This window comes from Undibacterium sp. 5I1, from assembly GCF_034314085.1.
Taxonomy (GTDB): domain Bacteria; phylum Pseudomonadota; class Gammaproteobacteria; order Burkholderiales; family Burkholderiaceae_D; genus Undibacterium.
In genome coordinates this window covers 2246782-2266356 of the sequence record NZ_JAVIWI010000001.1, presented here as the reverse complement: position 1 = coordinate 2266356, position 19575 = coordinate 2246782, and the positions used below count along the sequence as shown (strand labels likewise).

The window sequence follows — 19575 nt, the reverse complement described above, 5'->3', positions numbered from 1 at the left end:
TTTTTTCATTTTACCTATACTAAGAGACGATTTAGGTAGTCTGCTCTACTGCACTTCTGGTCTGAAAAGAACGATCGTGCTAAATTGAGCGACTACTTAGCATTTCGTCTTATAATTGGAGCAGTTAACGTGCACGTCAATTAAAGACCGTCGCATTCCATGTAATATCAGAATTCATCAAGATCAATAACTATTACTTAGTATCGTCATCTGTTTAAAATGAGTTTAATTTCTACAAAGGCAGAACTATGAAAGTCCTGGTACCAGTCAAACGTGTCGTCGACTATAACGTCAAAGTACGCGTCAAATCCGATGGCAGTGGTGTTGATATCGCCAATGTCAAAATGTCCATGAATCCATTCGATGAAATCGCTGTAGAAGAAGCGATGCGTTTGAAAGAAGCGGGTGTCGTTACTGAAGTTATCGCAGTATCATGCGGTGTCGCGCAATGCCAGGAGACACTTCGTACAGCAATGGCAATTGGTGCTGATCGCGGAATTTTGGTCGAAAGCGATGCAGAGTTGCAGCCTTTGGCAGTGGCTAAATTACTCAAAGCGTTGGCTGATAAAGAGCAACCGCGATTGATTATTCTTGGCAAGCAAGCGATTGATGATGACTGCAATCAAACTGGTCAGATGTTGGCTGCTCTGCTTGGCTGGCCTCAAGCGACTTTTGCATCTAAAGTCACTATTGCTGACGGTAAGGCAACGGTGACGCGTGAAGTTGACGGTGGTCTCGAAACTTTGTCTCTGACTCTGCCTGCAATTGTCACGACCGATTTGCGCCTTAACGAGCCGCGCTATGTGACTCTGCCTAATATTATGAAGGCAAAGAAAAAGCAGCTGGATAACGTTAAGCCTGCTGATTTGGGCGTCGATGTTGCTTCACGCGTAAAGACACTCAAAGTCGTTGAGCCGGCGAAACGCTCCGCTGGCATTAAAGTCCCTGACGTAGCAACGCTGGTCGCTAAGCTGAAAAACGAAGCCAAAGTATTGGGCTAATCTCAGTTCGCACTGGATTAAGCTTTTTATCTTTAAGAATAATCATTTGGGGGTGGCGATTACGGCCCCCCAATTTATGTGGGAAACATCATGACTACACTTGTCATCGCTGAACACGACAATGCTAGCCTCAAAGGCAGCACCTTAAATACGATTACTGCTGCGATCCAATGCGGTGGCGACGTCCACGTATTGGTTGCAGGTTTTAATGCTGCAGCGGCCGCACAAGCAGCAGCACAAATTGCTGGCGTGAGTAAAGTATTGCACGCAGACGCAGCGCATTTTGCTGATGGTTTAGCTGAAAACGTCGCAGAACAAGCACTGGCAATTGCTGCTGCTTATAGTCACATCCTTGCGCCAGCGACTGCTTATGGTAAAAATATTTTGCCACGTGTCGCTGCTAAGCTGGACGTATCGCAAATCTCTGAAATTACTAAAGTCGACACTCCCGATACTTTCGAGCGCCCAATCTACGCTGGTAATGCAATTGCTACAGTGCAGTCGACTGACGCGATTAAGGTAATCACAGTGCGCAGTACAGGTTTTGATGCAGCGGCTACTGGTGGTTCTGCTGCGGTAGAGACGATCGCAGCAGTTGCTGATTCTGGTAAATCGGCCTTCGTTTCACGTGAGTTGGCAAAATCCGATCGTCCTGAATTGACTGCAGCGAAAGTGATCGTCTCTGGTGGTCGTGGTATGGGTTCCGCAGATGCATTTAAAGTATTGGAACCGCTGGCAGATAAGCTCGGTGCAGCAATGGGAGCATCCCGTGCGGCAGTTGATGCTGGTTATGTGCCAAACGATTGGCAAGTTGGTCAGACTGGCAAAATTGTAGCGCCACAGTTATATATCGCAGTTGGTATTTCTGGGGCAATTCAGCATCTCGCCGGCATGAAAGATTCTAAAGTCATCGTTGCGATCAACAAAGATCCAGAAGCACCGATCTTTTCAGTTGCTGACTATGGCATCGTCGGCGATTTGTTCGACATTGTTCCGCAACTGGTTACTGAGTTGGGCTAAGTAGGTATTCGCTGAAATAGTAATAAAAGTAAGCAGATGAATTAAATTGATACGAATGCGATGGGCAGAAGTCGTCGCATTCAATCTTTCAATATAAATGGGGCAGGGTAAGCAGGTTTGTGATGATCCTGAATATCCTGTCCTTTTTTTGAGTGAATTTGGAGTGAATATGAGCTACGTTGCGCCCTTGAAAGATATGCTGTTCGTTATGAACGAGTTGGCAGGTTTGGCTGAAGTCAATGCTTTGCCCGGATGCGAAGATGCGACCCCGGAGACAGTTGAGGCTGTGCTTGAAGAGAATGCCAAATTTGCAGGCGAGGTTGTTGCTCCTTTAAACTGGACTGGTGATCAAGCGCCAAGCTATTGGAAAGAAGGTCAGGTATTCACCACCAAAGGCTTTAAGGAAGCTTTTAAGATGTTTGGCGAAGCGGGGTGGCAAGGTGTGCAGCATCCTACAGAATTCGGCGGTCAAGGATTGCCTAAGCTGGTCGCTACGCCGTGTATCGAAATGCTGAATTCCGCTAGTATCTCATTTGCATTGTGCCCGCTTCTAACTGACGGCGCGATTGAGGCTTTGTTGACTGCTGGTAGCGATGCGCAAAAAGCGCTGTATTTAGAGAAGCTGATTGCTGGTAAATGGACAGGTACGATGAATTTGACGGAGCCACAAGCCGGATCGGATTTGGCGATGGTTCGCACCAAAGCGGTTCCGCAAGGCGATGGCACGTTTAAGATTTTTGGTACAAAAATTTATATCACCTATGGTGAACACGATATGGCAGAAAATATCGTCCATCTGGTGCTGGCCCGCACACCGGATGCGCCTGAGGGCGTTAAAGGGATTTCTCTCTTCCTTGTGCCGAAATTTATGGTTAACCCAGACGGTTCTTTGGGGGCGCGTAATGATGCCCATTGCGTTTCGATAGAGCACAAACTGGGAATCAAGGCGAGCCCAACCGCAGTATTGCAATTTGGCGATAACGGCGGTGCTATTGGTACTTTGGTTGGCGAAGAAAACCGTGGTTTGGAATACATGTTCATCATGATGAATGCCGCGCGTTTCGGTGTTGGTATGCAAGGCATTGCGATCGCTGAGCGCGCTTATCAAAAAGCCGTTTGCTATGCTAAAGAGCGCGTACAGTCCCGCGATCTGGCAGGTTCTGCCGGGCCTGTCACTATTATTCATCACCCTGATGTGCGTCGCATGTTGATGTCGATGCGCGCGCAAACGGAAGGTGCTCGTGCCTTGGCTTATGTGGCTGCTGCTGCAAGTGATGCAGCTCATCACCATGGTGATGAAACAGTGCGAAAAATGAATCTCGCTTTCTATGAATATCTCGTGCCGATTGTCAAAGGTTGGTCTACTGAGATGTCCTTGAATGTCACATCAACTGGCGTGCAGGTACATGGCGGCATGGGCTTCATTGAAGAAACCGGTGCGGCACAGCACTATCGTGATGCACAGATCTTGACGATTTACGAAGGTACAACCGCAATACAGGCAAACGATTTAGTTGGACGGAAAACGGCCCGTGATGGCGGTGCGACAGCAAAAGGCATTATTGCGCAAGTACGCAAAACCGCTGCAGAGTTGGCTATGACGCAGTCAGACGATTTGATCGCTATTCAGCGTCAGTTGTTAGAAGGCGCTGATGCAATGGAAGAGGTTATCACCTATGTTGCCGCTAACTTTAAGTCTGATATAAAAGCGGTTTTTGCAGGTAGCGTTCCTTACCTTAAATTGGCGGGTATTGTATTAGGTGGATGGCAAATGGCGCGCGCCGCTTTGGTTGCTCAGCAAAAATTGCAAGCCGGTGACGGCGATGCCAGTTTTTATAAAGCGAAAATTGCGACCGCTCGTTTTTTTGCAGACCATATTTTGTCGGCAGCGCAAGGTTTGCGTAGTTCAATTGTTGATGGTAGTGCTGGTGTATTAGCGATGTCGGAAGAGCAGTTCTAAATATTGGCTTGTATCAATTGTAGTAAAAAACATAAAAGCGGCCTAGGCCGCTTTTATGTTTGTATCGTTGACTTGAGACTATTTTAAATTGGACTGCTTGGTAATAACATTGACGCCCGCTGTTTAATATACTCCCCCTTCAACTATGTGAATGATGTCTTATTGTCCATTAGTTCTCTGGGCATTAAAAATATACAGGGTCGGAGTATATTTAGGTATTGACGATTTTACGCAGTACTTAACCGAATGATCCGCCCGTGTATAGCAGGTCAAATGCACGTGCAATCGTTGCAATCAAGGCAAAAGCCCCAACGCCTAGCGTCAGCACCAAGATTAATGCGATTGGCCAATTAGAGTCGCTGACTTGTCCTGATTGCGCATTGTGGTTTGTATCCCATTTTTCATCCGGCGTTAAGCCAATCAATAGCGCCTCTAATGTTGCGATCAAAAATGAAAGTACGATAGGTGCGGCGGTAATTAAGAGTGGCGTGCCAAAGTAGAAGTGCCCCAATAGCCAGGACAGCGGTAACGTGATGAAATGTAGCCATCCCCAAAGATCTTTTTTCCCGTAAAGATAAAAGCGATGAGCACCAACGCTGCCTAACGTCGCCGCGAGCAATGTGCTCAGAGTTTTATTTTTGTGTGGTGTTTTCATTAAGTGGAGGGCTCCGGCAAAGTAATGCATGATTCTAGAGCAAGAGCGTGCTGTCTGCTTTGATATTACTACCTCAGAATGCGTTGTCATTTTGTAATCTCTCCTAAATTTGGCTCCTTACCGCCACAGAAAGTGGGATAGTGCTTGCTGTTTCCATGCTGTTCACGCTATAATTTGCGGCTTTTTCCGCGTTTAGACATTTTTTGGAAATATTATGGTCGTTATTCGTTTAGCTCGTGGTGGCGCAAAAAAGCGCCCTTTTTACAACATCGTTGCAACAGATTCACGCAATCGTCGTGATGGCCGTTTCATCGAACGTATCGGTTTTTACAACCCGGTAGCAACTGGCAATGCTGAGACAGTTCGTGTTGCAGCAGATCGCTTGGCTTACTGGCAAGGCGTTGGTGCACAATTGTCACCAGCAGTCGCTCGTCTGGTAGCTCAGTCTGGCAAGGCAGCAGCTTAATCGCTGTTGTTCTGTCTATGACGTCAGTTGGAGTACGTGCTCCTGATGATTTAGTCTTGGTTGGCTATATCTCGGGAGCATATGGCATTCATGGTTGGGTGAGGATACGTCCTTATTCTTCTGATGCAGATGCGTTAATGACTGCCAAAACTTGGTGGTTAGAGAATCCTCCGTTGCGCCCGGAATTGCATGATGTTGATCGCCTGGAAGTTAAAATTCATGGTGAAGATGTTGTAGCAAAATTAGTCGGTGTGGTGGATAGAAATACAGCAGAGGGGCTGAAAGGCTCCGCAGTCAAAATTCCTCGTAGTCATTTTCCCGCTTTATCTGAGGGAGAATTCTATTGGTTGGATTTGATTGGTTTGTCGGTACACAATCTGCAGGGCGAACATCTGGGTCAAGTCAGAGATTTGATGGATAACGGAGCTCACCCTATTTTGCGTGTGGCTGCTTCGGATATTCCAGAGATTGATTTGCCTAAACATGAACGCCTGATTCCTTTTGTTGAGAACTTTGTTAAAGAAGTGGATCAAAAGGCTGGCAAAATTACGGTTGACTGGGGTACAGATTATTAGTGAACATGGGAGTCGCTTAATGGAATCGGAAGGCATTTTAGATGCAATTTGATGTCATTACACTTTTCCCTGAAATGTTCACTGCGCTCACGCAGTCTGGTGTTACCCGGCGGGCATTTGAGCAAGGTCGATGTGCTTTGTCTTTGTGGAATCCACGTGATTTTACGACTGACAAACATCGTACTGTGGACGACAGGCCATATGGCGGCGGTCCCGGCATGGTGATGTTGGCTAAGCCGTTGCAAGCAGCTATTGAAGCTGCTAAAGCAAGGCAGATCAATTTGGCAAATGTGGATGCGATTGCTCCCAAAGTGATTTATTTGTCACCACAGGGACATCCGCTAAGCCACCAGCGAGTGATGGATTTGTCGCAGTTGTCTGGCGTTGTATTGCTATGTGGTCGCTATGAGGCAGTTGATCAACGTTTGTTGGATAGCTATGTGGATGAAGAAATTAGCCTTGGCGATTTTGTTCTATCCGGTGGTGAAATTCCAGCCATGGCGTTGATGGATTCTGTTATCAGGCAATTGCCGGGTGTTTTGCACGATGATGCCTCAGCGATACAGGATAGCTTTGTCAATGGTTTGCTCGATTGTCCGCATTACACTAGGCCAGAAATCTTCGAAAATGCGGTTGTGCCGGCTGTTTTGATGGGGGGTAATCACGCTGAAATTGAAAAATGGCGACGTGAAAGATCTCTTGAAGCTAGCCAGCTTAAGCGACCAGATTTGATAGTGCAAGCACGCGAAGCAGGTTTGCTCAGTCGTGCTGATGAAAAGTTTTTAAGTAATTTGTTGTAAAGCCGAATCGTAAGATTTGGTACTAAGCGTAAGGCTAGATAATTTTTAGTCTTGCATGTTAAACCCCATCCTCTACTGAGCATTGTTGTATTTAGCGTCAGCAAGATGGTATCCGGAGTAAAAAAATGGATCTGATCCAAAAATTAGAGGCAGAAGAAATTGCGCGCCTCGGTAAAAGTATTCCAGACTTCGCACCTGGTGACACAGTCGTTGTCAGCGTTAACGTAGTTGAAGGCACACGCAAGCGTGCTCAGGCTTACGAAGGCGTTGTTATTTCTCGTCGTAACCGTGGTTTGAATTCTAACTTCATCGTTCGTAAGATTTCATCTGGTGAAGGCGTTGAGCGTACATTCCAATTGTATTCTCCGCTGATCGCTTCGATCGAAGTTAAACGTCGTGGTGACGTACGCCGCGCCAAGTTGTACTACTTGCGTGAGCGTTCAGGTAAATCTGCTCGTATTAAAGAGAAATTGCCTGCTCGCAAGGTCGTCGCTGCTAAAGCATAGTAATATTTGCTTTGATGCGTTGAAAGAAAGGGATGCCTTCGGCGTCCCTTTTTTGTTTTATAGAGATGAAAGACATGCAGCAAAGCTTGTGATTTGTTGGTGTTTCATGCCATCAGAGGATATTTGTGTGAAGCTTAAGTTTAATCCTGAGGATTTACCCGTCCAATCGCTAGCGACGGAGGCGGCGGTTCCTGCATCCCGCTTATCTGCAGACTGGCTGCGTCAACATTTTTTGCAACCTCCAACTTGGACTCCAGAGTTGGCTGATGAGCATTTACTTTCTACGATCACCTCTTTTAAACCCGCATCAGTATTGATCCCCTTAGTCATGCGAGATCAAGGTTTGACATTGCTGCTGACGCATCGGGCTGCTCATTTAAATGATCATGCCGGGCAAATCAGTTTTCCTGGCGGACGATGTGAGGATAGTGACGGCTCGGTTGTAGAAACTGCTCTGCGCGAAGCTGAGGAGGAGGTTGGCTTGCACCGCAAGCACGTTGATGTGATCGGTATTTTGCCTGAATATCTTACCGGAACTGGTTATCAGGTAACGCCTGTAGTGGCATTAATACAGCCACCGTTTGAATTGAAAATTGATTCATCTGAGGTTGCTTCTTTATTTGAAGTGCCATTATCATTTTTAATGGATGGTCAAAATTATCAGCGTCGTGCGTTTGATTTGCCAAATGGGCAGGGGCAACGCGTTTTTTATGCGATACCATACCAACAGCATTTTATCTGGGGTGCAACTGCCGGTATGTTGCGCAACTTGTTCCATCTGCTGCGCGCTTGATTTTGTTTTTCAATAAGTTTCTCAATGAAACTGAATATGGCAAAGCATGAATAACAGTCGGCTTATTAGAAAAATAATCAGGAACTTCATAATCTGAGTAAATCAGTTTACACTTGTCGCATTTGCAAATCCGTTTCTAGCTGGAAACGCTATAAACTTATCCAACCATGACATTCATTTCCATACTTTGTGCCTTACTGATCGAGCAATTGAAACCTCTGCGGGTGGATAATCCGATTTATTTACAAGTACAAAATTTAGCAGTAAAGATAGAAGCTTGGTGTAATGCTGGTAAAGCTAAGCACGGTCGTTTGGGCTGGTGGATTTTAGTCGTTGCGCTTACGCTGCCGACGGCTTTGATCTATTGGCTATGCTTACGCCTCAGCCCTTTTGCTGCTTTGGCATGGAATATTGTTATTGTCTATTTGACGCTTGGCTTTCGTCGCTATAGCCACTACTTCACTTCTATTCAGCTCGCGTTAAGCTCGGGCGATGAAGCTGCTGCGCGTGCCTACCTCGCTGAGTGGACGCACTTAGATACCTCCGATATGGATATCTCCGAAATCTCCAGACTCGCTGTAGAGCGCTCGTTAATCGCTACTCATCGCAATGTTTTTGGCGTGTTCTTTTGGTTTTTAATGCCAGTTGGCCCTGCCTGTGCGGTCATGTATCGGGTTGCTGAATATCTGGCTCGTGCCTGGAATGAGCCAGAACACATGCGTAACGAAGAGTTTGGTCTATATGCGACTAAAATTTTTTATTGGATTGATTGGGTACCAGCTCATTTGACCGCAGTTGCTTTTGCAGTCGTCGGTAATTTTGAGGACGCTGTGTATTCTTGGCGTAATTATGCTGATCGTTGGTCAGATGAGTTGGTCGGCATCATTTTATCTGCCGGCGGTGGCGCATTAGGTGTTCGATTAGGGGATCCGGAAGCAAAAGCGATGGTATTGAGCGCAGACGCTAGTGCGGTCGATATTGATAGCCTGGATATTGAAAGTCAGCCCGGTGCAGAGGCATCGCCAAGATCGCTACAAAGCGCTGTTGGCCTGGTTTGGCGCGCTTTATTATTATGGATGCTGCTCTTGCTGCTGTTATCGTTTGCAGTTTGGTTGTGATCTGGATATTTAAATCAGATTAAATTGAAAATTAAAAAACCCACATGATGTTGATGTGGGTTTTTTACTCTTTACTCGCGATAAAAATGCACTATAGTAAGGAGAATAATTTGGGTTTAATAGATGTCCCGATTTTTATCTTTAGGCGGTTTTTAAACCAAGTCTTCTATAAGATATAATACTCATGTATTTTAAAAGCTAGGCACATCAAAAGCGTGCCCAGGTTAACCTTCTAGCAACGAGCCGCCCACATGGCCGATTCCGACAAAAACAATTTAACTCCGGTACGCGAGTTTTTTATCCAGGGTCTTACCAGCGACGGCAAGCAGTTTCGGCCAAGCGACTGGGCAGAACGCCTGTGCGGTGCCATGTCCTGTTTTCGTCCTGATGCTGGCAGAAACGCACATTTGCAATACTCACCTTATGTTCGCCCGATTTTATTAAATGGTGTGCGCTCTGTTGTCGTGAATGAAGCAATTCGTGAGATAGAGCCGCTGGCATATCATTTTGTGGTGAGCTTTGCCAAAGACAATGACTTGCAAATCATTGATGCTTGTTTGTTGCCTGACCCTATCAAATAATCCCCGATTTTTAAAAATCTCACGCCATCATCGAAGCTTGAAAAGCTAAGGTGATCTGTTCCCGTAACCAGCGATTTGCCGCATCATTTTCTACATTCTGATGCCAGTATAAATACACGTCCCAAGATGGCATCGGCAGCGGTAACGGAAAAATCTGATTTCCGAACTGTTCGTTCGCAATCCTGGCATAAGCCTCTGGCATTGTCAGCAATAAATCGGTCTGACTGGTGACTCTGCATGCAGCGAAATAATGCTGGCAGCGCAAGCGAATACGCCGTTGTAAGCCAAGCCGGCTTAATTCAAAATCCTCCAGCCCAGGCCCTTTACGGCGCGAACTTGCCAGAATATGCTCTGCTTGCAAATAGGTCTCTAAATCGAGTTTGCCTTGTACCAGCGGATGATCTTTGCGCGCCATCACCACTGTCGTGTCTTGCGATATTTTTTGACGACGAATCTCGTTTGGCAGCGGTAATAACACATCAATAGCAGCATCTACTGTGCCTGCCGCTAACTCGCTGACTAGTTCCCTACGTTCAACTTGTATTGCCGCCAGATCAATCGTTGGTGCTTGCTGGGTGATGCTGGTGAGTAGTGGTGGTAGCACGGTCGATTCCAGCACATCGCGTAATGCCAACGTAAATTGTTTGCTCGCAATAGCGGGATCAAATCGACCAGCGTCCGACAAAGTGACTTCCAGTCCGCGCAGAGCCAATCGCACTGGTTCTATGATGCTACGCGCCAATGGCGTAGAAACCATGGCATGTCCCTGCCTTACAAATAGCGGATCATCGAACAGGTTGCGCAAGCGATTCAGCGCATGACTAATCGCTGGCTGCGTCAGATATAGTTTTTGACTGGCACGCGTTACGCTGCCTTCTGTGTAGATCGCTTCAAATACAGAAAACAAATTCAAATCAACTTTAGATATATGCATAAAATTAATGTAATTTAATTATAACTATTCATTTGATAGATTGTAGCGCAAGCTTTACCATGATCCACAAAGTTAATTTGGCAAGTTGATCGACTGAGTTGATTGAATAAATACGTTGAATAAATACCTTGAATAAGTTCATTCAATAAGTTCGTCTACCTAGCCGAACAATTCAGTCAGTCATGAAATCAATCAACTCAGCCAGGCATTTAAATTCAAGTTGGACAATTAAACGGGACAAGCAATGGGACAGATTTATCTGGTACGTCACGGACAAGCTTCTTTCGGTAGTCAAAATTACGATCAATTATCCGAGCTAGGCGTAGCGCAAGCCGTGCAGCTTGGTCAATGGTGGAGCGCTCGCAATCTGGAGGTGTCACGCGTCGTCACTGGCAAGTTGCTACGTCATCAACAGACTGCCAAAGCCTGCATAGCTGCTGTGCAGAACGTGGCTGCTGATGCACTCAATACAGATGCATGGCAAGAGGACGCTGGCTTCAACGAATATAACCATCACGAGGTTTTGGCCCGGCATGTTCCCGCGTTTGATGACCCTTCCGCAGTCAAGCGTTTTTTGATGACGCCAAACGCCAAACAGGCGTTTCAAACTATTTTTCATGAGGCGATTGCGCGTTGGATGACGGGTCTATATGACGCTGAATATACTGAATCATGGGCAGAGTTTCGTCAACGCTGTATCGCAGCGCTGGAGCGTCAATTAACGTATCCCGATCCTGCAAAAAATATTGTGATCTTTACCTCCGGGGGCACTATTTCCGCTTTGTGTCAGCACGTGCTGGGTTTCCCTGATCCGCGTTTTGCCGAATTGAACTGGTCGCTGGTTAACAGCGGCGTGACACGTTTCCATGTCCAGCCGGCCTTAGTGCAAGGTCAATCGCCACGTTTGGCATTGGCTTACTTAAATAATTTTTCTCATCTGGAGTTATCCAATAACCCCGGTCATATCACTTACGTTTAGGAGTTGGAGATGACAGATTTGTTTGATTTAACTGGCAAGGTCGCACTGGTCACAGGTGCCAGCCGTGGCATCGGTGAAGAAGTCGCCAAAATGCTGGCGGCTCATGGCGCGACGGTGATTGTCTCCAGCCGCAAAGCAGAGGCTTGCGAAGCGGTGGTTGCTGCGATCCAGGCTGCAGGTGGCAAAGCTGAGGCACGCGCCTGCCACATTGGTGAAATGGCGCAGATTGATGCGCTATTTGCTGACATCACAGCCGCACACGGTAGACTCGATATTCTCGTGAATAACGCAGCGACCAATCCACATTTTGGACACATTACGGAGACTGATCTGGGCGCCTTTCAAAAGACCGTTGATGTCAACATTCGCGGCTACTTTTTCATGTCTTCTGCGGGTGTCAAATTGATGGCAAAAAATGGTGGTGGCAGCATCATCAACGTCGCCTCGGTTAATGGTGTTGTCCCCGGTGGCATGCAGGGTATCTATTCGATTACCAAGGCGGCAGTGATTGCGATGACGAAATCCTTCGCGCTGGAGTGCGCCGCAATGGGTGTGCGCGTGAACGCATTACTGCCAGGTGCCACAGATACCAAGTTTGCCTCTGCCTTATTCCATAACCCCGTCATTTTAGAAAAAGCATTGAACCGTATTCCCATGAAAAGGATTGCAGAGCCAAGTGAAATGGCAGGTACCGTTTTATATCTCGCCTCGGCCGCATCTAGCTATACAACGGGCGCTTGCATCAATGTCGATGGCGGTTATTTAGTTAATTAATAGCGATATAAAACTCATCAGATTGAATCGAAAAGTCGATCAAATCGGGTCGATCAAATTTCCCTTAAAGGTAGAACATGGATTTTCAATACAGCCCCAAAGTTAAAGCATTACAAGCGCGTTTAATCGCGTTTATGGATGCTCATATTTATCCCAACGAAGCTAATTTCTATGGTGAGATTGCGGCCAACCGCAAGGCCGGTGATCCGTGGATTCCGACCAAGATTGTAGAAGAATTAAAAGTCAAAGCACGCGCAGCCGATTTGTGGAATTTGTTCTTGCCCGAATCCAGCCATGGCGCAGGCTTGACCAACTTGGAATACGCACCGCTGTGCGAAATTATGGGGCGTTCTTTATGGTCAGCAGAAGTGTTTAATTGCGCCGCGCCGGACACCGGCAATATGGAAGTATTTGCCCGCTACGGCACGCCAGAGCACCAAGAAAAATGGCTGAAGCCTTTGTTAAATGGCGAGATTCGTTCTTGCTTTGCGATGACAGAACCAGCTGTTGCCTCATCGGATGCGACTAACATCGAAGCGTCGATCGTGCGGGATGGTGATGAGTACGTGATTAATGGTCGCAAATGGTGGTCATCTGGTGCCAACGATCCGCGCTGCAAAGTATTCATTTTTATGGGTAAGAGCGATCCTGACAATGCAGATCGCCATAAGCAGCAATCGATGATCATTGTGCCGCGTGATACCAAGGGCGTGACGATTCTGCGTGCACTGCCTGTCTTCGGTTATGACGATGCGCCGCATGGTCATGGCGAGGTGTTGTTTGAGAACGTGCGTGTGCCGGCATCTAATATTCTGTTAGGTGAAGGTCGTGGTTTTGAAATCGCCCAAGGTCGTCTTGGTCCTGGCCGTATCCATCACTGTATGCGCCTGATCGGCCTGGCAGAACGTGCGCTGGAAGATATGTGCAAACGCTCGTTGACACGGGTTACTTTTGGCAAGCCGGTAGCAGAGCAGGGCGTGACATTAGAGCGGATCGCAAACAGCCGTATTCTGATTGATCAGGCACGCTTACTGGTGTTGAACGCGGCACAAATGATGGATACCGTCGGCAACAAAGCAGCAGCCAAAGAAATCGCTATGATTAAAGTGGCGGCACCCAACATGGCATGCACGGTGATTGACTGGGCAATACAAGCGCATGGCGGTGGCGGTGTGTCGAATGATTTTGGCCTGGCCTATTCTTATGCACAAGCGCGTACTTTGCGTTTAGCCGATGGTCCGGATGAAGTGCATCGCAACCAGATCGGTAAGATGGAATTAAAAAAATATAAGACCAATACGCACTAATAAGCACTAAATCACATTAAGTTGAATCGTAGAATTGAATCTTAGTTTCAGTTTCTAAAATCAACCCTGAAGTCTCTCAAATTTTTGTTGAGGCTATCAGGGATTTTTGCATCATAGAACGTGTTATTTATCTCAATCAAGACTTACAAAAAAATGCCCCGACTAGGTGTAGCGACGACAACAGTATTTCCAAGCGGCTAGGCGCTGCAATGCTTTGAGGAGTTTTGCGTAAGTCCATCAAAAAAATTAATGAATGGAGACAATATGCCCGAGATCACATTTAAAGATAAATCCGTACTGGTCACAGGTGCCGCCAGCGGCATAGGACGAGCTGCCGCCTTAGCGTTTGCTAAAGCTGGTGCCAAATTAACGATTGCCGATATTGATGTGGTCGGCGCGGAGGAGACGCAGGCCATGATCTCGTTTGCTGGCGGTACCGTGCGATTTGTAAAAACCGATATTTCTAAAGCGGCCGAAGTGGAGTCTTTGATCGCCGGGATTGTGAACGCCTATGGCCGCCTGGACTGCGCTTTTAATAATGCAGGTATAGAGATTGAACATCACGCATTGGCTGACTCCGACGAGGCCAGTTTCGACAAGATCATGAACGTCAATGTGAAAGGCGTCTGGCTTTGTATGAAGTATGAAATCAAGCAGATGCTGCAACAAGGCGGCGGCACTATAGTCAACACCGCCTCGGTCGCCGGTTTGGTCGGTGCGCCTATGCAGCCGATTTATGCCGCCAGCAAACATGCCGTGGTTGGGTTGACCAAAACCGCCGCTGCCGAATATGGCCGCGCAGGTATCCGTGTCAATGCGGTGTGCCCGGGTGTGATCCGTACACCGATGATGGATAACGCGATCGCCCGCGAACCAAGACGCGAAAAAATGATCCAAAAATTGCACCCGATCGGCAGGATTGGCGAGGCATCAGAAATCGCCAATGCGGCACTGTGGTTATGTTCAGATTTGTCTTCGTTTGTAACAGGACATCAACTAGCAGTTGACGGCGGACTGACGGCGATCTAAGTTATAGCTGCATAGCATGGATTTAAAATGAGTTTGACTTAAATCCTTTTTTTACATCAGCTATTTAATAAAATAGGGGAGTATATCTATATATTGGCTTAATAACTAGGTTTTATATGGACAATAAAAAATACAGGTAGTGAGTATATTTTATTTAAATTCCTGCTGCGCGCATAAATATCGATAGTTGTATCGTCTAAGCAAGTGACTAAATAATTGAAACGGTGGTAGAAAAATAGTAGGAAAAGCAGCAAAAAAAACAGGAGAGCGAGTGACAGCCCAATAAGCCGTAATGAGCAGTAACGAGCCGCAATGAACTAAGTTGCAAGCAAAAAATAAGTACAAATAATTATAAATAAACAGATTTCATTTCCAACAAAGTGAGAGAGACAATGACAGATTTTCCTTGGATCGCATCCTACCCAGCTGGTGTCCGCTGGGACGCAGAGTTACCGGTTATGCCAGTGCCACAATTGCTTGATCATGCCTTGGAAAAATGGCCTGATCATCCGGCTCTCGACTTCATGGGTAAAAAGACCAGCTACCGTGAGTTGCATGCCTTGGTCGAAAAAGCCGCCGCAGGATTTCAGCAATTGGGTGTCAAGCCTGGTGTGCATGTTGGTTTGTTTTTACCGAATACGCCGCACTACGTGATCAGTTTTTTTGCCGTATTAAAAGCGGGCGGTACGGTTGTCAATTACTCACCGCTGGATGCGGAAAAAGTTCTGGAGCATAAAATCGCCGACAGTGAGACTGACTTGCTGGTCACGCTCGATATGATCATGCTATATCCGCAGATGGCAAAAATGCTCGGCCATACGCGCCTGAAAAAACTGATTATCGGCAACATCGCCGAGATGTCGCCTTACCCCGACGCCGTACATGCCAATCTGGAGAAAGCGCAACAACTGTGCGCAATTCCTGATGATGCGCAGCATGTGCAATTTGCCCAATTGTTAGCAGGCGAAGCAAAGTTCAAGGCGATTGTAGCGACCGATCCCAAAGATGCGATCGCCGTTTTACAGTACACCGGCGGCACGACAGGTTTGCCTAAAGGTGCCATGCTGACGCATGCAAACTTAACGACAGCATGCAGCCAGATCAAAGAGACGCTGAATGTTAGCCCGCCGATTCTGACCGAAGGTGCAGAGCGGGTTCTGGCGGTGCTGCCGCTGTTCCATATTTATGCTTTAACCGTCGATATGTTGTTTGGCGTCTCTATGGGCGCAGAGATATTTTTGCATACCCGATTTGATGTGGAAGCCGTAGTGAAAGATCTGGCCGGTAAAAAAATCACCATCTTCCCAGGTGTGCCGACAATGTATACCGCCATCATCAATTATCCCGATATCAAACAATACGATCTGAGTTCGTTGAAGTTTTGCAACTCCGGCGGCGCACCTTTGCCAGCGGAAGTATTGCAGCAATTTCAGAGCATTACTGGTTGTAGTTTGCTTGAAGGCTGGGGTATGACAGAGACCTCACCAACGGGTACGTTTACTTCGCTATTTAGTAAGCGCAAAGCAGGGTCTTGCGGCTTGCCAGCACCGGGGATTAATTTTAAATTTGCCAGCGTGGATGATGCTCGCAAGTATGTGGGCATAGGCGAGCGTGGCGAGATTTGTGTTGCGGGTGCCAATATCATGAAGGGCTATTGGAAGAAGCCAGAAGCGACCGCAGAGTCCTTTACCTCTGATGGATTTTTCCGTACAGGTGATGTCGGCTACATGGATGAAGACGGTTTTGTCTACATCGTGGATCGCACCAAAGATATGATCTTATGCGGTGGTTACAACGTCTATCCACGCAATATTGAAGAAGCGATTTATGAGCATCCATCGGTTGCCGAGGTCAGTGTAATCGGCATACCGGACGCCTATCGTGGTCAATCGCCAAAAGCATTTATCAAACTCAAAACCGGTGCTGCCGCATTTACTTTAGACGAATTGAAACACTTTTTGAAAGACAAACTAGGTAAACACGAGATGTTGCAAACCATGGAAATTCGGGCTGACTTGCCGAAGACGCCGGTAGGTAAGTTATCAAAGAAAGAGTTGTACGAAGAAGAGGCGAGAAAGCTGAAGGCTTGAGATTGAATTTTGATGTTTTGAGATGACAGTTTTAAAGTTGAATTTTAAAGCCGAATTTCAAAACACTCTGCAAGCTTGATCTGGGTGCTTATGAGGTGAATTATGGGGAGTATGCGCTAATTTTTATGAGTCGTCCAAATAATAATTGGATAATACGACATCTAATTATGATACATATACCCAGTATATTGTTTTTCTATTTTGAGATACATTGAAATAGCGTAGAACAGTTCAGATAGTTCCAGACAAATAAACCCAGATTTCCATTAGCTCAAATCCCAATGGAAAATCTGGGTTTAGATTTTATACAGACAGCTATTTCAGCCTTAGCTAAAATCCGTCGCATCGACAAACGCCGCAACCATCGCCTCTAATCCTTGCTGATCTTCTGCGCTAAACCGGTTCAGACTTGGGCTGTCGATGTCGAACACGCCAAACAATTCACCGTTCTTGATCACGGGAATAACGATCTCCGAATTCGATGCCGAGTCACAGGCGATATGGCCAGGGAACGCATGCACGTCGGGTACCAGTATTGTTTTGCGTTCTGCTGCTGATGTACCGCAAACACCTTTGCCAAATGCGATCCGGGCGCAAGCAACTTTGCCTTGGAAAGGGCCGACCAATAATTCTTGCTTGTTTGTATTGGCACTAGGCGCCGATGCTTTGGCCGGCTTTACCAGATAAAAACCTGCCCAATTTAAATCAGCGATGGTGTCATAAACCAGTGCAGAAAATTGTGCCGCGTTGGCGGTGAGATCGGTTTCGCCTTCCAAAATGCTGATCACTTGGCGAACAAGTAATTGGTAATCGGGCTTGGTGCTGGCGCTAGGTGGTGTGAACATAGTGTGGATGCTTGAGTAAGAAGACAGGATAAGAAATGAAGTATCTTAGTGAAGACCATGCATTATCCCAGAATTTCTATCCGAGTCACCAAACGTATTCCCACTTAAACTTTGCCGATAGAAATTCGGCACTTAGATTTTGGACGAAAAAAAGGGCAAGCATCTTATTGCTTACCCTTTTTAGTTTTTACCCTTACTCGTTCTGGCAGAGCTACATCAAATCAAGTCAGACAGAATCAAATCGAGCCAGATCATCGTGCTACATCCGGTTATTAAGGGACGCTGCACAGACAATGTGTCATCGCCGCATAGCCTTTGTTACCTTTATTGATGTCAGATAACCAGCTCAATTCTTTTGCCATCTGCATGGCGGATTCTGGTGGTAAGCCAGTCGGGACAATCGCCATTTTGAATTGGTCGTTTAATACGGTAGCAAATGCTTTTGCGACGGATGTACCAAACATACTGAAGACGCGATCAAATTTGGATGGCTCGCGCTCAATATACACAGTGCGGTAATCCGCACCGAGTTTAGCGCGCTTGGCTGCCGATGCCAGAGCATCGCCATAGGTGCCAACCGTGTCGACCAAACCGCGATCTTTGGCTTGCTGACCTGTCCAGACACGCCCTTGTGCTACTGCATCAATTTTCTCTGGCGTAGTTTTGCGCGCCTTGGCTGCTTTGGTAGTGAAATCATCATAGATGTGGTTGATGCTGGCTTGTATCACTTCACCAAATTTAGGGTCCAGCGGACGTAGCGGATTGAAGCCGTCCGCCAGCCAGGTTGTGGTTGTGCCACCAGTATGTACGCCGATTTTATCCAAGGCTTTGTCAGCAGTTGGCAAGATAGCGAATACACCGATTGATCCAGTGACTGTGGTCGCGTCGGCGATCACTTCGTCAGATGCCATCGATATCCAATAGCCGCCAGATGCTGCTACGTTACCCATAGAGACGACTACCGGTTTGCCTGCACTACGGGTCAACTCCAGTTCGCGACGGATTAGTTCCGAACCAAAGGCGCTGCCGCCAGGGGAATCAACACGCAGAACGATTGCTTTGATCTGGTCATCCTCGCGCGCTTTGCGGATCAGGTTGGCAGTAGAGAGGCCGCCAATCGCTCCCGGTGGCGCCATCCCTTCGCTGATCTCGCCAGAAGCGATGACAACACCGATGGCATCGCCCAGAATTTTTGGTCTTAGTGAGGCCAGATAATCGTCAAATGCTACTTGCTTAAAACTCTTGTTCTGATCATCGCGAGCACCTTTGGAAATCATTAACTGGCGAATTTCATCACGGGTTTTCAGACCATCCAACAGCTTGGCATTGACCGCCATTTTTGCTGCGTCACCGTTAGTCGCTTTTAGCAAATCGGGTAATTGATTGATGCCTTGCATGATGCTACCAGCGGGTAATTTACGGGCTTTTTCTACATCGCCGGTATAACTTGCCCACATCGCGTTATACAAATAACTTTCAGCTTCAGTTGCTGCGGCCGACGGTTCGTTGGCGATATAAGGCTCGGCAAAACTCTTATAAGTACCGACCTTAATCAAGTTGACTGTGATGCCGAGTTTGTCGAGCGCATCGCGGTAGTAATTGCGATAGCGACCAAAGCCAGTCAGCATCACATTACCCATTGGGTGCATATACACTTCAGTCGCATGCGAGGCTAAAAAATATTGGCGCTGATCAAAACTGGAGCCCCAAGCCACTACGGTTTTGCCGCTAGCTTTAAAGCGATCAATCGCCGCAGCGACTTCGCGCAACATCGGCAAACCTGCGCCTTGCATCTCATCTGTCATGAGGACCAAACTAGTAATCTTTGGGTCTTTGGATGCGCTGTCCAGCACCGCCAAAATATCTCGTAGCTGCATCGTTTTTTGTGCCGTACCTTGGGCTTCTGCCAGCAAAGTATCGCGTGCGCTACCGGCGTTTTGTTCAACCAGGCTGCCTTTTAACGTCAGCATCAGCGCAGTTTTATCATCCAATTTTTTTCCTGGGCCAGAGAAAATACCAATGGCAATCACGATAATCAGAGTCAGCAAGATTAAATTAAGAATAAGGCGGCGGCCAAAATCCAGAGCATTCCAGACAAAAACAATGCTGTTTTTTATCCAGCGGATTGGGGTGAAAGACATG

At 46.9% G+C, this 19575-nt stretch carries 19 protein-coding genes; 15 read left to right on the top strand and 4 right to left on the bottom strand.

What is annotated here, in order from left to right; translation table 11 throughout:
- The first annotated feature begins 248 nt into the window (after window positions 1–248).
- The 3 genes from RGU72_RS10000 to RGU72_RS09990 all read left to right on the top strand — a co-directional run bounded on the left by RGU72_RS10000 (window position 249) and on the right by RGU72_RS09990 (window position 3981).
- Window positions 249–1001 (top strand): electron transfer flavoprotein subunit beta/FixA family protein, encoded by a 753-nt coding sequence (locus RGU72_RS10000; RefSeq protein WP_322119580.1) that lies wholly within the window; start codon window positions 249–251, stop codon window positions 999–1001.
- A gap of 90 nt (window positions 1002–1091) precedes the next feature.
- Window positions 1092–2021: an electron transfer flavoprotein subunit alpha/FixB family protein gene (locus tag RGU72_RS09995; protein WP_322119579.1), complete on the top strand. Its 930-nt coding sequence runs from the start codon at window positions 1092–1094 to the stop codon at window positions 2019–2021.
- A 169-nt stretch (window positions 2022–2190) separates the two neighbouring features.
- Complete coding sequence (locus RGU72_RS09990) at window positions 2191–3981, top strand: acyl-CoA dehydrogenase (RefSeq protein WP_322119578.1); 1791 nt, start codon at window positions 2191–2193, stop codon at window positions 3979–3981.
- A gap of 238 nt (window positions 3982–4219) precedes the next feature.
- Here RGU72_RS09990 and RGU72_RS09985 read toward each other — a convergent pair whose 3' ends face one another.
- A complete protein-coding gene (locus tag RGU72_RS09985; protein WP_322119577.1) occupies window positions 4220–4636 on the bottom strand; it encodes an NINE protein in 417 nt (138 codons plus the stop codon).
- Between the two features lie 214 nt (window positions 4637–4850).
- Between RGU72_RS09985 and rpsP the strand changes: the two genes are divergently transcribed.
- From rpsP to RGU72_RS09950, 7 genes are all read left to right on the top strand, one after another.
- Window positions 4851–5102 (top strand): 30S ribosomal protein S16, encoded by a 252-nt coding sequence (gene rpsP / locus RGU72_RS09980; protein WP_110255824.1) that lies wholly within the window; start codon window positions 4851–4853, stop codon window positions 5100–5102.
- 17 nt (window positions 5103–5119) lie between these two features.
- Complete coding sequence (gene rimM, locus RGU72_RS09975; RefSeq protein ID WP_322119576.1) at window positions 5120–5677, top strand: ribosome maturation factor RimM; 558 nt, start codon at window positions 5120–5122, stop codon at window positions 5675–5677.
- Window positions 5678–5718: 41 nt separating this feature from the next.
- Window positions 5719–6477, top strand: a complete 759-nt coding sequence (gene trmD / locus RGU72_RS09970) for a tRNA (guanosine(37)-N1)-methyltransferase TrmD (RefSeq protein ID WP_322119575.1) — start codon at window positions 5719–5721, stop codon at window positions 6475–6477.
- Window positions 6478–6602: 125 nt separating this feature from the next.
- On the top strand, window positions 6603–6983 hold the full coding sequence (gene rplS, locus RGU72_RS09965) for a 50S ribosomal protein L19 (protein ID WP_322119574.1): 381 nt from the start codon (window positions 6603–6605) through the stop codon (window positions 6981–6983).
- 127 nt (window positions 6984–7110) lie between these two features.
- Complete coding sequence (locus RGU72_RS09960) at window positions 7111–7776, top strand: CoA pyrophosphatase (protein WP_322119573.1); 666 nt, start codon at window positions 7111–7113, stop codon at window positions 7774–7776.
- A 167-nt stretch (window positions 7777–7943) separates the two neighbouring features.
- Complete coding sequence (locus RGU72_RS09955) at window positions 7944–8894, top strand: CobD/CbiB family protein (RefSeq protein WP_322119572.1); 951 nt, start codon at window positions 7944–7946, stop codon at window positions 8892–8894.
- 251 nt (window positions 8895–9145) lie between these two features.
- Window positions 9146–9475, top strand: coding sequence for a DUF3579 domain-containing protein (locus tag RGU72_RS09950; protein ID WP_322119571.1), 330 nt, complete (start codon window positions 9146–9148; stop codon window positions 9473–9475).
- A 19-nt stretch (window positions 9476–9494) separates the two neighbouring features.
- Here RGU72_RS09950 and RGU72_RS09945 read toward each other — a convergent pair whose 3' ends face one another.
- Complete coding sequence (locus tag RGU72_RS09945) at window positions 9495–10409, bottom strand: LysR family transcriptional regulator (protein WP_322119570.1); 915 nt, start codon at window positions 10407–10409, stop codon at window positions 9495–9497.
- A gap of 244 nt (window positions 10410–10653) precedes the next feature.
- Between RGU72_RS09945 and RGU72_RS09940 the strand changes: the two genes are divergently transcribed.
- From RGU72_RS09940 to RGU72_RS09920, 5 genes are all read left to right on the top strand, one after another.
- On the top strand, window positions 10654–11388 hold the full coding sequence (locus RGU72_RS09940) for a histidine phosphatase family protein (protein WP_322119569.1): 735 nt from the start codon (window positions 10654–10656) through the stop codon (window positions 11386–11388).
- A gap of 9 nt (window positions 11389–11397) precedes the next feature.
- Window positions 11398–12162, top strand: coding sequence for an SDR family oxidoreductase (locus RGU72_RS09935; RefSeq protein ID WP_322119568.1), 765 nt, complete (start codon window positions 11398–11400; stop codon window positions 12160–12162).
- A 77-nt stretch (window positions 12163–12239) separates the two neighbouring features.
- Window positions 12240–13469, top strand: a complete 1230-nt coding sequence (locus RGU72_RS09930; protein ID WP_322119567.1) for an acyl-CoA dehydrogenase — start codon at window positions 12240–12242, stop codon at window positions 13467–13469.
- A gap of 264 nt (window positions 13470–13733) precedes the next feature.
- Window positions 13734–14498 carry an SDR family oxidoreductase gene (locus RGU72_RS09925; RefSeq protein WP_322119566.1) on the top strand — a complete coding sequence of 255 codons (765 nt, stop codon included), beginning with the start codon at window positions 13734–13736 and terminating at the stop codon, window positions 14496–14498.
- 392 nt (window positions 14499–14890) lie between these two features.
- Window positions 14891–16588 (top strand): long-chain fatty acid--CoA ligase, encoded by a 1698-nt coding sequence (locus tag RGU72_RS09920; RefSeq protein WP_322119565.1) that lies wholly within the window; start codon window positions 14891–14893, stop codon window positions 16586–16588.
- A gap of 326 nt (window positions 16589–16914) precedes the next feature.
- Here the strand turns inward: RGU72_RS09920 and RGU72_RS09915 are convergent, their stop codons facing one another.
- Together RGU72_RS09915 and sppA are read right to left on the bottom strand one after the other, a co-directional pair.
- Entirely contained in the window at window positions 16915–17433 is a 519-nt protein-coding gene (locus RGU72_RS09915) for a GAF domain-containing protein (protein WP_322119564.1), read from the bottom strand.
- Between the two features lie 272 nt (window positions 17434–17705).
- Window positions 17706–19574 carry a signal peptide peptidase SppA gene (sppA, locus tag RGU72_RS09910; protein WP_322119563.1) on the bottom strand — a complete coding sequence of 623 codons (1869 nt, stop codon included), beginning with the start codon at window positions 19572–19574 and terminating at the stop codon, window positions 17706–17708.
- Between the last annotated feature and the right edge of the window lies 1 nt (window position 19575).